14 protein-coding genes and 2 pseudogenes are annotated in these 14,838 nt (G+C 58.8%); 12 read left to right on the top strand and 4 right to left on the bottom strand.

Annotated elements, in window-relative coordinates:
* Positions 1 to 153 precede the first annotated feature (153 nt).
* Together AC3WJW_RS19305 and def are read left to right on the top strand one after the other, a co-directional pair.
* Positions 154 to 1,110: a YihY/virulence factor BrkB family protein gene (locus tag AC3WJW_RS19305; protein WP_493727012.1), complete on the top strand. Its 957-nt coding sequence runs from the start codon at positions 154 to 156 to the stop codon at positions 1,108 to 1,110.
* A gap of 2 nt (positions 1,111 to 1,112) precedes the next feature.
* Positions 1,113 to 1,652: a peptide deformylase gene (gene def / locus AC3WJW_RS19310; protein ID WP_104449174.1), complete on the top strand. Its 540-nt coding sequence runs from the start codon at positions 1,113 to 1,115 to the stop codon at positions 1,650 to 1,652.
* 131 nt (positions 1,653 to 1,783) lie between these two features.
* Here def and AC3WJW_RS19315 read toward each other — a convergent pair whose 3' ends face one another.
* Positions 1,784 to 2,200, bottom strand: coding sequence for a GNAT family N-acetyltransferase (locus AC3WJW_RS19315; RefSeq protein WP_493727013.1), 417 nt, complete (start codon positions 2,198 to 2,200; stop codon positions 1,784 to 1,786).
* Between the two features lie 328 nt (positions 2,201 to 2,528).
* Here AC3WJW_RS19315 and AC3WJW_RS19320 point away from each other — a divergent pair, with 328 nt between their 5' ends.
* From AC3WJW_RS19320 to AC3WJW_RS19350, 7 genes and pseudogenes are all read left to right on the top strand, one after another.
* Positions 2,529 to 3,470, top strand: coding sequence for a fatty acid desaturase (locus AC3WJW_RS19320; protein WP_493727014.1), 942 nt, complete (start codon positions 2,529 to 2,531; stop codon positions 3,468 to 3,470).
* A 142-nt stretch (positions 3,471 to 3,612) separates the two neighbouring features.
* The gene (locus tag AC3WJW_RS19325; protein WP_493727015.1) at positions 3,613 to 4,404 is read left to right on the top strand and encodes a phosphate/phosphite/phosphonate ABC transporter substrate-binding protein; all 792 of its coding nucleotides are present in this window, start codon (positions 3,613 to 3,615) and stop codon (positions 4,402 to 4,404) included.
* A 193-nt stretch (positions 4,405 to 4,597) separates the two neighbouring features.
* Complete coding sequence (locus AC3WJW_RS19330) at positions 4,598 to 5,146, top strand: sigma-70 family RNA polymerase sigma factor (RefSeq protein ID WP_493727016.1); 549 nt, start codon at positions 4,598 to 4,600, stop codon at positions 5,144 to 5,146.
* Positions 5,143 to 6,156 (top strand): ABC transporter substrate-binding protein, encoded by a 1,014-nt coding sequence (locus AC3WJW_RS19335; RefSeq protein WP_007974473.1) that lies wholly within the window; start codon positions 5,143 to 5,145, stop codon positions 6,154 to 6,156. Before AC3WJW_RS19330 ends, AC3WJW_RS19335 begins: the two co-directional genes overlap by 4 nt.
* A 714-nt stretch (positions 6,157 to 6,870) precedes the next feature.
* Positions 6,871 to 7,539, top strand: a pseudogene (locus tag AC3WJW_RS19340) (PAS domain-containing protein); the annotation flags it as partial.
* 129 nt (positions 7,540 to 7,668) lie between these two features.
* A pseudogene (locus tag AC3WJW_RS19345) lies at positions 7,669 to 8,085 on the top strand (methyl-accepting chemotaxis protein); the annotation flags it as partial.
* A 516-nt stretch (positions 8,086 to 8,601) separates the two neighbouring features.
* Positions 8,602 to 9,261, top strand: coding sequence for a peptidase inhibitor family I36 protein (locus AC3WJW_RS19350; RefSeq protein WP_493727017.1), 660 nt, complete (start codon positions 8,602 to 8,604; stop codon positions 9,259 to 9,261).
* A gap of 133 nt (positions 9,262 to 9,394) precedes the next feature.
* Here AC3WJW_RS19350 and AC3WJW_RS19355 read toward each other — a convergent pair whose 3' ends face one another.
* On the bottom strand, positions 9,395 to 10,033 hold the full coding sequence (locus AC3WJW_RS19355) for a glutathione S-transferase family protein (protein WP_493727018.1): 639 nt from the start codon (positions 10,031 to 10,033) through the stop codon (positions 9,395 to 9,397).
* 179 nt (positions 10,034 to 10,212) lie between these two features.
* Complete coding sequence (locus AC3WJW_RS19360) at positions 10,213 to 10,884, bottom strand: hypothetical protein (RefSeq protein ID WP_493727019.1); 672 nt, start codon at positions 10,882 to 10,884, stop codon at positions 10,213 to 10,215.
* Between the two features lie 277 nt (positions 10,885 to 11,161).
* Between AC3WJW_RS19360 and AC3WJW_RS19365 the strand changes: the two genes are divergently transcribed.
* Complete coding sequence (locus AC3WJW_RS19365; RefSeq protein ID WP_493727020.1) at positions 11,162 to 11,410, top strand: DUF6124 family protein; 249 nt, start codon at positions 11,162 to 11,164, stop codon at positions 11,408 to 11,410.
* A gap of 155 nt (positions 11,411 to 11,565) precedes the next feature.
* Here AC3WJW_RS19365 and gntR read toward each other — a convergent pair whose 3' ends face one another.
* Entirely contained in the window at positions 11,566 to 12,597 is a 1,032-nt protein-coding gene (gene gntR / locus AC3WJW_RS19370) for an HTH-type transcriptional regulator GntR (protein WP_116582929.1), read from the bottom strand.
* 215 nt (positions 12,598 to 12,812) lie between these two features.
* On the opposite strand from gntR, the gene AC3WJW_RS19375 reads away from it, so the two are divergent.
* The gene (locus AC3WJW_RS19375; protein ID WP_116582928.1) at positions 12,813 to 13,346 is read left to right on the top strand and encodes a gluconokinase; all 534 of its coding nucleotides are present in this window, start codon (positions 12,813 to 12,815) and stop codon (positions 13,344 to 13,346) included.
* An 81-nt stretch (positions 13,347 to 13,427) separates the two neighbouring features.
* A complete protein-coding gene (locus AC3WJW_RS19380; RefSeq protein ID WP_015096544.1) occupies positions 13,428 to 14,780 on the top strand; it encodes a GntP family permease in 1,353 nt (450 codons plus the stop codon).
* Positions 14,781 to 14,838 lie beyond the last annotated feature (58 nt).

Below are 14,838 nucleotides of genomic sequence, written 5' to 3' on the forward strand. Positions count from 1 at the left end.
AGCGGCCATCTCGGATGGCCGTTTTTGTGTCAGCCTGAACTTGCATCCTGAAATTGTTTCAAAGTCGCCAACTGGGCTACCTTGATGATAGAAAGCGGCCCCTGAGTCGCCACGACTCCAACCCAAATCCGTATGCGGCGAATGGAGACGCGAATGATTTTTCCGGACATGAGAGGCCTGCCCCTGCACCGTGTGATGATGCGCACGGTGACCGAGTTCGTCGCCGACGAGATGTCGACCTATGCCTCGGCGTTGGCCTATCAAATGCTGTTTTCGCTGTTTCCGTTCATTCTGTTCCTGATCGCCCTTATCGGCTTCCTGCACCTGCCGGACTTCTTCTCCTGGCTGCGCCTGCAATCGGAACTGGTGCTGCCGCCCCAGGCGCTGGAACAGGTCAACCCGGTGATCGACCAGTTGCAGCAATCCAAGGGCGGCTTGCTGTCGGTGGGTATCGTGATTGCGCTGTATACCGCCTCTGCCGGTGTGCGGCTGATGATGAGCGCGATGAACGCGGCCTACGACGTGGTTGAAGGGCGCCCGCTGTGGAAACGCTTTCCGTTGTCGATCATCTACACCGTCGGCATTGCCGGCATGCTGCTGGTTGCCGCGGCACTGATGGTGCTCGGGCCGCAGGTAATGGGCTGGATCGCTGCGCAAGTCGGCCTTGAGTATTTCATCGTCACGCTCTGGACCCTCTTGCGCTGGCCGGTGATCGTGATTCTGCTGATGGTCGCGGTGGCGTTGATCTACTTCGTCATGCCCGACGTCAAACAGGAATTCCGCTTCATCACACCGGGATCGGTGCTGGCGGTGGTGGTGTGGATCATTGCCTCCCTGGGCTTCGGTTTGTACGTCAAGGAGTTCGCCAACTACAACGCCATGTATGGCAGTATCGGTGCGATCATCGTGCTGTTGCTGTACTTCTACATTTCCGCCGCGGTGCTGCTGCTGGGCGCGGAAATGAACGCGGTGATCGAACACATGTCGCGAGAGGGCAAGGACCCTGGGGAAAAAGTGCCTGGCGAGCATGGTCCCGTCCATGAGGAAAAACACCACGTCTCGGGCCTGGGCCGCGATCACTCAATCAAACCGACCATTGATGAAACCTGATCATGATTCGTGAAATTCTGAAAATGGGCGACGAGCGCCTGCTGCGTATTGCCCCGCCGGTGCCGGCCGAGATGTTCGACAGCCCCGAGCTGTGGCAACTGATCGATGACATGTTCCAGACCATGGAAAGTGTGGGGGGCGTTGGCCTGGCGGCTCCGCAGATCGGCGTCGACCTGCAACTGGTGATCTTCGGTTTCGAGCACAGCGAACGTTATCCGGATGCCGAGGCCGTGCCGCAGACGATCCTGATCAACCCCTTGATCACACCGCTGAGCCCGATCATGGAGGAGGGCTTCGAAGGCTGTTTGTCCGTGCCCGGCCTGCGCGGCGCGGTGCAGCGTTACCAGCAGATTCGCTACGAAGGCGTCGACCCCAAGGGTGAGCCCATTGTGCGCGTTGCTTCGGGGTTCCACGCACGGGTGGTGCAGCATGAATGCGACCACCTGATCGGCCGCCTGTACCCGTCGCGCATCACCGACTTCAGCAAGTTCGGCTTCACCGAAGTGATGTTCCCGGACCTGGACCCCAACGCGGATGAATAGACTCGCTGCATACCCTGTGGGAGCGAGCTTGCTCGCGATGGCGGTGTATCAGTCGCCAACAATGTTGACTGACCGGGCCTCATCGCGAGCAAGCTCGCTCCCACATTGGATCTCCAACAGGGTTGAGTAAGTTAAACGCTTGGCGCCAACCCCATCGCAATCATCGGCTTGCTGCGCGCATACCGGCTCAACCGTTCAACCATCGCGTAAGGCATCGGCGGATCGAAAGTAAACCCGTGCCGCTCATAAAACCCGCGCAAGTCCGGATGACAGAACAACCACACCGGCAGTTCGCAATCCTTCACCGCGGCCGCAATCAACCCGGCGGCTATCCCTTGTTCCCGGCACTGCGGATCGACAAACAACCCGGTCAGCCAATGCCCGCCGGACACCGGACGTAAACACAGTGCAGCAACTATCTGGTCACGCCGGGCCACCCAAAGCTGCGCGTCGCGCACGGCTTTCATCGACGATTGGTGAGCGCGATAGAACTTGTTCATCAATGGCCATAACGGCTCGTCGAGCAGGGTGTAGTGGGTGTCGGGCATGGTCTCGGACTGTCGGTGTGCAAAGCGGCGATTATAAAAGAACACGCGCGCCGGGATAGGTGTATACCTGATCTCACATCCCCACGAGTGGAGTACGCATCATGTCCAAAGGTATGGATTCAAAGAAAGCAGACAAGAAAAAGCCGGCGAAAACCGCTATCGAAAAGCGCGCCGACAAGAAAGCCAAAAAGGTCAATGTGTTCGGGCATTGAGCCTGCGCTGACCGATCGCTCCCGCGCAATGCGGGGGCGGTCCTCCTGAAAATAATCTGCAAGATTTCCCATGGCCATTGCACAGAAGGGGACTGGTCCCCGATCTGAGCAACGCCATGCCCCATTACTTTGATAGCGCCCACCAAGAAGAAATCGAAACCCTGCGTCGGCGCTTCACCGCGCGCACCGAATGGCCGACCTGGTTGCTGTTGATCGGTGTGTACGGCGGCTGGTTCGGCATCGTGTTGAACAGCCATCGGCTGGGTTTGTGGTGGAGTACGTTGCTGCTGATTCCATTGCTGGTGCTGTGGTTGTCCGTGCAACACGAACTGCTGCACGGTCATCCCACGCGCTGGGCAACCCTGAACAAAATCCTTGGCTACGCGCCGTTTGCCGTCTGGTATCCGTACACCCTGTATCGCGACAGCCATTTGCTGCATCACCGCGACGAGGACCTGACGATCCCCGGTCGCGATCCGGAAAGCCGTTACCTGAATGCCGAGCAGTGGCAGGGCAGTTCGTTATTCGAACAAGGCCTGCACTGGTTGAACAAAACCGTGCTCGGGCGCTTTCTGCTCGGTGCGCCAATCGCTTTGCTGACGCTGGCCCGGGAAGAACTGCAACGCCTGAAAAGCGGCGAGCGCCAGGCCTGGTTGATGTGGCTCAGCCATGGCACCTTGACCCTGTTGATGCTGCTGTTCATCGCGCGCTACAGCGTGTTGCCGGTGTGGCACTACCTGTTGCTGGTCAGCGTGCCGGCGCTGTCGATTGCGATGATTCGCTCCTACTATGAACATCGACCTCACGCGGCGCCGGAGCAACGTACCGTGCTCAATGAAGCGGCGTGGCCGTGGCGCTGGCTGTTCCTGAACCTCAATTTCCACCTGGTGCACCACGAGTTGCCGGGGTTGCCCTGGTACGACCTGCCACGCGCCTATTGGGCCCGCCGCGAGCAATGGCTGGCGCGTAGCGGTGGATTCCTGGTGCAGGGGTATGGGCAGCTGTGGCGTGAACATGGCGTCAAAGCCATCGACAGCCCGAGGCATCCGTTTCACTGATTCTTCAATCGCCACTGACCTCCTGTGGGAGCGAGCCTGCTCGCGAAAGCGGTGTGACAGATTGCATGGATGTTGACTGACACGACGCCATCGCGAGCAGGCTCGCTCCCACAGGGGATTTTCGTTGCATGGGACTATCTCGATGACCCAACACATCGCCGAACTGCTGATGTACACCGCCCCCGAACCCATCCACCAGGCCAACGAACGCTGGCTGGCGCGAATCCTCGAGCACCTGGGCGAAACCCGCGTTAATGCCGCAGGCCTGTCACTGATGGAGATGTGGTTGTCGCCGCATTTGCTGCTCACCCAAACCTGCGGCTATCCGCTGATGACAGCCTTGCGCGGCAAGGTCCGGGTGCTGGGGCGGCCGCGTTACGAGCTGCCGGACAGCAGCGGCGGCAATCACTGCAGTCTGATCCTGGGGCGCGTCGATGATCCGCGCCAGACCCTGGCGGATTTTCGCGACAGTCGAGGCGTGATCAATGGCCATGACTCCAACAGCGGCATGAATTTACTGCGCCACCGATTGGCGCCGTTGCAGCGTGACGGGCGTTTTTTTGCCGAGGTCGGCATCAGCGGCAGTCATCGCGAAAGCCTGCGCTGGTTACGTGAAGGCCTTGCCGATCTGGCGGCCATCGACAGCGTGACATTTGCCTGTCTGGCCCGATACGCCGAGGAAGAAGTGACCGGTTTGCGCGTGATTGCCCGCAGTGCATTGAGTCCGACGTTGCCCTTCATCACGGCCGCAAGCGTCAGCGATCAGCAGGCTGAAACGCTGTTGCAGGCGATGAATCAGGCGTTGCACGAATTGCCGGACGTTGCCGACATCCTCGGGTTGCCTCAGGTGCTGCCCGCCAGTGAAAGCGACTATCAGGTTGTGCTCGATTATCAGCGTGAGGCCGAGGCGTTGGGGTATGGGGATTTGCGATAGGGCGCAAATGTTGGGTCGACAGGTTCATTTTTCGCGGGCAAGCCCGCTCCACAGGATTTCGGTGTACCTGTGGTTTAATTCCATAAATGAATATAAAAATAAGTTTTAAGTATTATTAATGAATAAGGCTCCTTGCTAGGATTCGCCTCACCGGACCACCGGACATTCAGCGACCCCTAACCCAGGAGCCCCTATGTCCGGCGCCGATATTCTTCACCGCAAGCACGTGGACGGACTGTTCCGCGCTCACTACCACTGGCTCTGCACACGCCTGCGTCAGTCCATGAACGATGCCGCCGCTGTCGAAGACATCGCCTGCGAAACCTTCGTGCAACTGCTCCAGGCGCCAAGCCTGACGGCAATCCGTGAACCCCGTGCCTTGCTCACCACCATCGCCCGGCGCCTGCTCTATCAGCGTTGGCGCCGAGGTGACCTGGAGCGCCAGTACCTTCAACAACTGCAACAGGCCGAGCCGATCCACGCCGAATCGCCGGAGGAACTGGCTCAACGGTCCCAGACCTTGACCCGTGTGGAGCGCAGTCTTCAGCGGCTGCCCGGCAAAGTGCGCTCGACCTTCCTGCTGTCGCGGATCGACGGCCTGACCTATCCGCAAATTGCCGCTGCGCTGGGTATCTCCCTGCGTTCGGTCAGCGACTACATGACCCGTTCCCAGGCCCTGTGCGACCGGCACAGCGCCAACCAATCCCTGAACCGCCCACTCCAGAACAAGAGGTCCGCATGAGATCGATCAAAACCCTGCTCGGCAGTTCGCTGCTGGCCCTGAGCCTGTTGTCCCACCCGGCATCGGCCACGGAAAAAGCGGCGCCTATCCATTTTGGCGACATCACTTGGGAAAGCGGCAGCCTCATCACCGAAATCCTGCGCCTGATCGTTGAAAAAGGTTACGGCTACCCGACCGACACGCTGCCGGGCAGCACCGTCAGCCTGGAAGCGGCGCTGGCCAAAAACGATATCCAGGTCATCGGTGAAGAGTGGGCCGGACGCAGCCCGGCCTGGGTCAAGGCTGCCGCTGAGGGCAAGGTCTTCGGCCTCGGCGATACGGTCAAAGGCGCCACCGAGGGCTGGTGGGTGCCGGAGTATGTGATCAAGGGCGATCCCGAGCGCGGCATCAAGCCCTTGGCCCCGGAGCTCAAGTCCGTTGCCGACCTGGCGAAGTACAAGGATGTATTCCGCGACCCCGAAGACCCGAGTCGTGGACGCTTCCTCAACAGCCCGACCGGCTGGACCTCGGAAATCGTCAACAGCCAGAAACTCAAGGCTTATGACCTGACCGCCAGCTACGTCAACTTCCGCACCGGTTCCGGCGCAGCGCTGGACGCAGAAGTGGCGTCGTCGATCCGCCGTGGCAAACCGGTGCTGTTCTACTACTGGTCGCCGACACCGTTGTTGGGGCGATTCAAACTGGTGAAGCTCGACGAACCGCCGTTCGACGCCGAAGCCTGGAAAACCCTGGCCGACGCCAACAACCCGAACCCCAAAGGCACGCGCTCGATGCCCGCGAGCCTGGCCATTGGCGTGTCGGCACCGTTCAAGGCGCAATACCCGGATCTGGTGACGTTCTTCGAAAAGGTCGACCTGCCGATTGATCTGTTGAACCAGACCCTGGGCCAGATGAGTGAAAAGCGCCAGAAACCCCGTGAAGTCGCCGAAGCGTTTTTGCGTGAGCAGCCGCAGGTGTGGAAGGGCTGGGTGCCGGGGGAGGTGGCTAGCAAGGTGAGTGCGAGCTTGTAGTTTTGTAGTGCCTGGAAAGTAGCCATCGCGAGCAAGCTCGCTCCCACAGGGGAACTGCAGCGGACGCAGTATTTGGGAACCCCAAAATCCTGTGGGAGCGAGCTTGCTCGCGATTCGATTTGAAGTCTTACGCCAGTTCGGCGGCCAACGCCGCTTTAACCGCCGGCCGCTGATCTACCTTGATCGACAAGCAATCCCCCCCAACAAGCAGCTGAACCGTTTTTGTCCTCAATGCTGGCCGACTAGTGGCCTTGCAAGCCCAAGGTTGCTGTCTATGATCAGCTGTAACTGGTTATGTCGACCGTGATGGGGCGGTCGACTGGCCGCCAGAGTGCGCAATCAAAGGCACCGACACTTGATGACAGGGAGCTGTCCGCTAAATGGAATTTGATTCGAATCTGTTAGGGCTGGCCCGCATGCGGGCTATCAAGAGAAGGATGTCTTGATGAGCGTGTCGCTGTAAGGACCCCTCCGATTGATCATCGTTTATCACCTGACTAGTCCTTCTTTTTGGAGGGATGCGTGTGCCTGTTCCACGGAACGTAGTGGTGGATGTGAAAGACCTGCAACTTTCATCAATCAAAAAATCGCGCGGAAGGTGATACAACAATGTTCAACCTACATCACAAGGCTGACCTGCTGGAAATCGAACGCTTCAGCTGTGCGCTGACCGAGGCCAACGCCAAGCTGGCGGCGGTCAGTCGTTCGATGGCGATGATTGAATTCACCCCGGACGGCATCGTCATCGATGCCAACGAAAATTTTTGCAGTGCCATGGGTTACAGCGCCGAAGAAGTGCGCGGCAAGCATCACCGGATCTTTTGTGAAGAACAGTACTACCGCAGCGACGACTACACCAAACTGTGGCGCGACCTGGCGCGGGGCGAGCCGCTGAGCGGAACCTTTTTGCGCTTGCACAAAAGCGGCCGTGAAATCTGGCTCGAAGCCAGCTACATGCCGGTGCTGGGCCCCGACCGGCAGGTCAAGAGCGTGATCAAGGTCGCTACCGACATCACCGCCCGGGTCAACAAGGAACACGAAAACGAAAGCCGACTCGCCGCGATCGGCCGCTCCATGGCCGTGATCGAATTCACGCCCGAAGGCAAGGTCATCAGCGCCAACGACAACTTCCTGAAAACCATGCAGTACTCGCTCAACGAAGTGGTGGGGCAGCATCACAGCCTGTTCTGCCACCGTGCCGAAGCCGAGTCCCAGGGTTACCGCAATTTCTGGGCTTCGCTCAACCGCGGCGAATATCACTCCCATCGTTTCGAGCGCAGGAACAAGCAAGGTCAGACGGTATTCCTCGAAGCGTCCTACAACCCGTTGTTCGACGCCAAGGGGCGTTTGTACAAAGTGGTCAAGTTTGCCAGCGACATCACTCACCAGATGACCACCCTGCAAACCGCCGCGGAATCGGCCCACAGCACCTCGGTGCAAAACGACGTCTGCGCGCGCAAGGGGTCCGAAGTGGTGCAGCAGACGGTGCAGATCATCCAGGATATTTCCCGCGATCTGAACGAAGCCGCAGTGAGTATCGATGCCGTGAGCAAACAGTCCGACATCATCGGCACCATCGTGCAGACCATCCGCGGCATTGCCGATCAGACCAATCTGCTGGCGCTCAACGCGGCGATTGAAGCGGCGCGGGCCGGTGAGCACGGGCGCGGGTTTGCGGTAGTGGCCGATGAAGTGCGCAGCCTCGCGGCGCGTACCAGCCAGGCGACACTGGAGATCGTCGAGGTGGTGCGCAAGAACCACGACTTGTCGTTGAGTGCGGTGTCGAGCATGCAATCGAGTCTGAGCCGAACCGGCCTGGGCGTGGAACTGGCGAACGAGGCGGGGGAGGTGATCCTGGAAATCCAGCAGGGCTCGCGGCATGTGGTGGATGCGATCAGTCAGTTCAACTCGACGTTGCAACTGAACTAGTCGCGGTAAATGAAAAAGGGTCCCGGTAGAGCGACCCAAAAAAAGCCGGCAAAAAGCGCGTTGACACGAGGGCCAAGAAGGTTGGGGCGTTCGGTCATTGAGCCAGCTTTGACGGAGCCCGGCAATCGGGCTCCGTTATTACATCCAAGCCAATAAGCATCCGATCTGCAAGATTTCCCTGCGCCGTTGCCCGGAAGGAGGCAGGGCCAACTTTGTCTGTTGGTTTGCCCTTGTTCCACGCCGAGCAATGTCCCATTACCTTGATCCATACCGGGATATAGAAACTGAAACCTGGTGCCGCACATTCAACGGCCGCAGCGAATGGCTGTCAGGGGGGGCATGGCGCCTGGATGAGTATCCTGGCAACCAGTACTTGGCCGCTCGGAGTCTGATACCTGTTAGTTCTGACAGTAGACGTATTATCGTATTGGTCGGACTATGTATGCGTGACTGGTTTACCGATAAAACCTCGGCTAAAAACTGGGCTACTCAATACTCGCATGGACGAAATTTAATATGAAAATCAAATGGGTTGTTATTGTTTGTTCGCTGATTGTCTGCCTCGGTGCAGTCTACTTTCTAAATGGGGAGCAAGAGTCGGTAGGGCAAAGCAAATACACATTGCTCAATCCATCAATGACTGAATTACAGAAGGACGAGGTTCAACGGCAGATTGATCAACAGCTCGCTAGAAAAGCGGGAGCGCGGCAGGTCAGTGCTACCCAAGTGGTTTATGGAGATGGAGCAGTCGTTATGACTTTCCTTCCCAAGGACTCCGCTCAACCGGATAATACCTGCGACTATGGTTATTTTTGCGTCTGGGAACACCCATATTACACTGGCAGAAAAGTGTCAGTGCGCAGTAAGCAAGAGCAAAGTCCGGTCAATCTCGCAGACTACGATATGAGCCTCCAGGTGTCGTCGTGGAAATATAACAATAAACCCTACGCTTCGATCGTATACGGGGTGAGCAGTCGTGATGGAAATGGACAAATATTAACTAGCACCCTAAAGGAAGTTGGTATTGGTGATGAGTGTTGCCCATTCAGTGTTCCTGAAAAAACAGAGCCTTCCGGAGCGTGGACAGAAATATATGCCATCGATCACCTTCAGTCCCAGGGCGACAAGATAGTGAGTATTAGTATCTCTACACTATTTGGCGGGGATACTAAGTAAGCAGTCCGTTGGACGGAGTGTTGAGCGATGCCAAATAAATCAATTAGTTGACGATTTTTGTTGAAGGAATGAGCCGGGTTCGCGGTCAATGTTTGCCGTTGGACGGCAAACATTTGCTGCACGGCTCGACAGTTCAAGGCAGACCATTGCAGCAATGCTTCAGGAAACCGGGGTGTTGCGCCAGGCGTTTGAAATACTCATCGACGGCGGGGTAGTCCGGACGCTCGATCGGGGTCATCAGCCAGCGGTTGACGGACAGGCCGATGACGATGTCGGCCAGGGTAAACCGCGGTCCGGCGACATAGGCCTTGGTGGTTGCGAGTTGATGCTCGAGGATGGCCATCTTCTGGTTCCAGCCGCGAATGCCGACTTCAAGGCTATGCGGGTCCTGGAACTCCGGGTCCTTGCGCACCAGTGCCATGAACGGGTATCTCCAGGACGGATTGAGCTCGGTGGCTTGCCAATCCATCCACTGCTCCACCCGGGCGCGAGCGGCCGGTTCGGCAGGCAGCAGCTCGGTATGATGGTGATGGTGTTTGCCCACCAGGTAGCGGCAGATGGTGTTGGACTCCCATAACACCCCGGCTTCATCAATGATCACCGGCACCTGCGCGTTGGGATTGAACCGGAGGAACTCCGGGCTGTGGGTGGAGGCAAAACCGCTGCCCCAGTCCTCGCGTTCGTAGGTGATGCCCAGTTCCTCGCAGGTCCACAGAACCTTGCGGACGTTGATCGACGAGGCTTTACCCAGAATCTTCAGTGTGTGTTCCATTGAGCTACTCCGTTAGCGAATTGGTGCGCTACGGGAATCTAACAGTGTGCCCGCCAGAGGGCGACATACGTTGCTCTGAAAGGTTAGTTGAAATCCGCTCGCAGGGGCGCCTTGATCGTTCCCATGCTCCGCCCGGTAATGCCTCAACGGACGCTCCGTGTTCGGCTCTTGATTGGACTTCAGGCGCTTGGCCGAGTCTGGCTGCTCGGCAGCAGGTCGGTCCAGATGGGCGTCGAACAGGCACTGGGAATAGGCGGGTCGAGGATCGGTTGTCTGAGTATCCAGCCCTGAAGCTGCCGGTCGATGTACACCGGGGCTGATTCGATGCACTCGCCCTTGGGCGCAACCTTGGCTTGATCCACTGACACAAATAGCGGTCCGGGCAGGTCAAACACCGTCTGGGACTGGCTTACAACGCCCGTGTCCTTGCGGGCGAAACAGTTGTTTCTACGTCCGTTCAAGTCGGTTGTCATGACCCCGGCTTCTTCCAGGTTCGCATGCCAAACGTTCATCACAACGGCTGGCCCCTCGGCTTTTGGGTGCGCAGCGAGGCAGTTTTTGATTGCCGGCATGAAACGAGGATCGCTCAAAAACTGCGTCCAGTCGTTCGGCTCCGAGGCTTGTGCCTGAATCGTTTGGCCGAGCAGGAAGGTCAGCACGCTGGTCAGGAAAATCGCTTTGCGCACAGGAATATCCGCGAGAAAAAAGTGTGCGGATTCTGCACTCGACTCTTGGGTCGCGGAGGGTAAAAGGTGTTTCGAAATGCGGATAAACAGTCCCGGAATGTTGTGTAGGAATGGTCTGAAGGTCAGCGGCTTCAGAGGCGTTCCGCAGATGACGGTTTCTTGCACCCTTGCCTACAACTACGCCAGAATCCGCCGACTTGTGCGCCTGGTATCCGGACTCTATCGTTCCGTGTCGCTGCAAATTCAGCGATCGGGTTTCGCAGCCCGGGTATCTCTAGACGCATAGCGTCCACCATTCGTGATCACTTCACTTTATGGCGGCTGTGCGTGGGAGACCTTCGGGTCTACCGGGTTCTAGAGTCCCGGTCTGCGACCCGCGTACAGCTGCCACCCTTCGTATCGCAGCGAGACGTGGCAGCTCCATCACTCTAGGAGCATTGCCATGTTCAAACCCGCGCCCAACCCCCCACGCAATCCCAGCCCGATGTTCTCCATTTCACCCGGCATCAATAACGAAACGCTGTTGGCGCACGCCTGCGAGTCACTGGCCTCGGCGAGTGTGATGACCAATGACTTTGCAACGTATCTGGAAGGCAGCCAGCGCAACACGGCGCTGGCGATCGCACAGATCATCATGCTGGCGGAACTGGCAGTGAATCGGGTGCTGGATAACCTCGATCCGCAGGATTGATCGCCGAACCTGTGGCGAGGGAGCTTGCTCCCGCTGGAGTGCGAAGCGCTCCCAATATGAGCGGATGCGTTCTATCCGCATTGCGACGGCTGCGCCGCCGAACGGGAGCAAGCCCCCTCGCCACAAAATCTCACTTCACTGCGGTTGTGTTGCGCCTATGTGCTTTCACGCACCTTCAACTCAAACCCCATGTCCTGCACCGGCCTGGCCACGCTGTTGCCGGCCATCAGCGTCAGCATCTGCTCGGCCGCGCGGCGGCCGATGGCCTCGCGCGGGGTGTTGATGCTGCTCAGGCGCGGGACCATGTGTTCGGACATGGGCAGGTCGTTGAAGCCGAGGATCGCCACTTGCTCGGGGATCTTGATCCCGTGTCGCATCGCTTCGAGCAGCGCGCCCTGGGCCAGGTCGTCGTTGCCGAAGAAGATCGCATCGACATCGGGGCGGCTGGCGATCATCTGCAGGAACAATTCGCCGCCCAGGCCGACCGAAGACGGGCGGGGCGTCAGCACTTCCAGCGCCGGGTCGTACAAACCGGCCTTTTGCAGGGCTTTGCGGAAACCTTCGCCGCGCAGCAAGGTGCGTTGGTCCAGTTGTGCGCCGATGTAGGCCAGGCGCTTGCGACCGCGAGACAGCAAGTGTTCGGCCGCCGTTTCACCGGCCGCCAGTTGCGAGAAGCCCACGCAATTGAGCCCGGCAGCACTGTCCAGCTCCATCATGTACACGCAGGGAATGTTGCTGGCTTCGATCATCCGCCGCGAACTTTCGGTGCGGTCGAACCCCGTCAGCAGCAAGCCGCGTGGCTGATAGGCCATGTAGTTGCGCAGCAGGTTTTCTTCTTCATCACGTGAGTAGTGGAAGTTGCCGATCAGCACTTCGAAGCCCTTGGGGCGCAAAACCTGATGAATGGCTTCCAGGGTGTCGATGAACAGCAAATTGGATAATGAAGGCACCAACACCACCACCGAATGGCTCTGGGCCGAGGCCAGGGCGCGGGCGGCAGGGTTGACGACATAGTTGAGTTCCAGCGCCGCTTTCTGCACTTTTTCCACCAGTTCGGTGGCCACGGTGCTGACGCCACGCAGGGCACGGGAGGCGGTGATCGGGCTGACGCCGGCCAGTCGGGCAACTTCGTTCAGGGTAGGGCGGCCAGTGGTGCGGGTATTTTTATCGTTCTTGGTTGTGTTCATCGACGGCTTGCCAAACAAAATTCAAGGCACTAAGGTAGCGCTGTCTCGATGCAGCTGCAAATGCGTGAGCGAGGGTTCGCCTGATCCTCGCTTTTTGGTGTTGGGACCTAACCTGCTGCAACCCACAAAATGACAAGAAAGGCGTCGGCAACTTCTGCTTTTGATCTAGTGTCATAACTGGCAAAGGTAGCGCTGTCTGCGCGCTGAGGTGTTACATGAACCATCCCATCACCGCCCTGGTCATCATGGGCGTTGCCGGTTGCGGCAAGACGTGCGTCAGCGAGGCCCTGTGCCAACTGAGCGGCGCTACGGCCATTGAAGGCGACTCTTTCCACCCTGCCGCCAATATCGAAAAGATGAGCGCGGGGATCCCCCTGAACGATGAAGACCGCGCCGGCTGGCTCGACAGCCTGTGCGATGAACTGCGCCGTGTCGACGCCAAGGGCGAGCGCCCGGTGCTGACCTGTTCGGCGCTCAAACACATCTATCGCGAACGTCTGCGCAGCGCCTTGCCGGGCCTGGGCTTCGTGTTCCTTGAGTTGACCCCCGAGGTGGCCGCCGACCGTGTGTCCCATCGGCCGGGCCACTTCATGCCGTCGACCCTGATCGACAGCCAGTTCGCCACCCTCGAATCGCCCGTCGGCGAGCCGTTGACCCTGGCGCTGGATGCTTCGACCCATAGCGTCGAGCAACTGGCTGCGCAGGCTCATGTCTGGTGGCAGGCGAACGGCCTGAAGCAGGCGGTATGACTGTGCTTGCAAAGACAGCGCTGTCCTCGCGGCTTCTGATTAACCCGCTTTAATAACAACAACAACCAGGAGACACCCCTAATGTTTGGCATGTCCCACGAGACGTTCCTGCTGCTCGATGCAGTGGTCACGGTGATCGGGCTTATCGTCCTGATCACCAAGTTCAAATTGCACCCCTTCCTCGCCTTGATCATCGCCGCAGCCTTCCTCGGGCTGACCTCCGGCATGCCGATCGGCACCATCATCAAGGCGTTCCAGGACGGCTTCGGTGGCGTGCTTGGCTTTGTCGGCATCATCCTCGCGCTGGGCACGATGCTCGGCAAAATGATGGCCGAATCGGGCGGTGCGGATCAGATCGCGCAGACGTTGATCCGCGCCTTCGGCAAGGACAAGGTGCAGTGGGCGATGATGTTCGCGGCCTTCCTGGTCGGTATTCCGCTGTTCTTCGAAATCGGCTTCGTGCTGCTGATCCCGCTGGTGTTCATCGTCGCCCGCCGCACGGGCGTGTCGATCATCAAGATCGGTATCCCGTTGCTGGCGGGTCTGTCCGCGGTACACGGCCTGGTGCCACCGCACCCGGGTCCGCTGCTGGCCATCGGTGTGTTCGGTGCCGACATCGGCAAGACCATTCTTTATGGTCTGATCGTTGCGCTGCCAACCGCCATCATCGCTGGCCCGATCTTCGGTACGTTCATTGCCAAGCACATCCCTGGTCATCCTAATCAGGAGCTGGTGGATCAACTGGCCCGCGAATCGGACTCTGCCGATCTGCCAAGCTTCGGCATCACGCTGGTGACCGTGTTGCTGCCGGTGTTCCTGATGCTGCTCAAGACCTTTGCCGACGTGGTGCTGCCCGATGGCAACATCTTTCGCGCCTTCATGGACCTGATCGGTCACCCGATCTCGGCGTTGCTGCTGGCATTGCTGCTGTCGCTGTATACCTTCGGTTACAAGCAGGGCATCGGTTCCAGCCAGATGATGAAATGGCTGGATGCGAGCCTCGCGCCGACCGCCGCGATCATCCTGATCATCGGTGCCGGTGGTGGCTTCAAGCAGATGCTGGTGACCAGCGGTGTGGGTGACGTGATCGGCCACATGGCGGTGAACGCACAGATCTCGCCGATCCTGCTGGCCTGGCTGGTGGCGGCGGTGATTCGTATCGCGACCGGTTCGGCGACTGTGGCGACCATCACTGGCGCCGGCATCGTGGTGCCGGTGGTGGGGATGATTCCGGGCGTGAACCGTGAGCTGCTGGTGCTGGCCACCGGTGCCGGTTCCCTGATCCTGTCCCACGTCAACGACGCCGGTTTCTGGCTGGTCAAGCAGTACTTCAACATGACCGTGGCCGAAACCTTCAAGACCTGGACGGCGATGGAAACCATCCTGTCGGTGGTCGGCCTGGGCTTTATCCTGCTGCTGTCGCTGTTCGTCTAAGCGATTCGACAGACACAAAAAAACCGCAGCGATGCGGTTTTTTTATGGGTGCTCGACT

The sequence above is a fragment of the Pseudomonas sp. GW821-FHT07G06 genome (genome assembly GCF_058986625.1).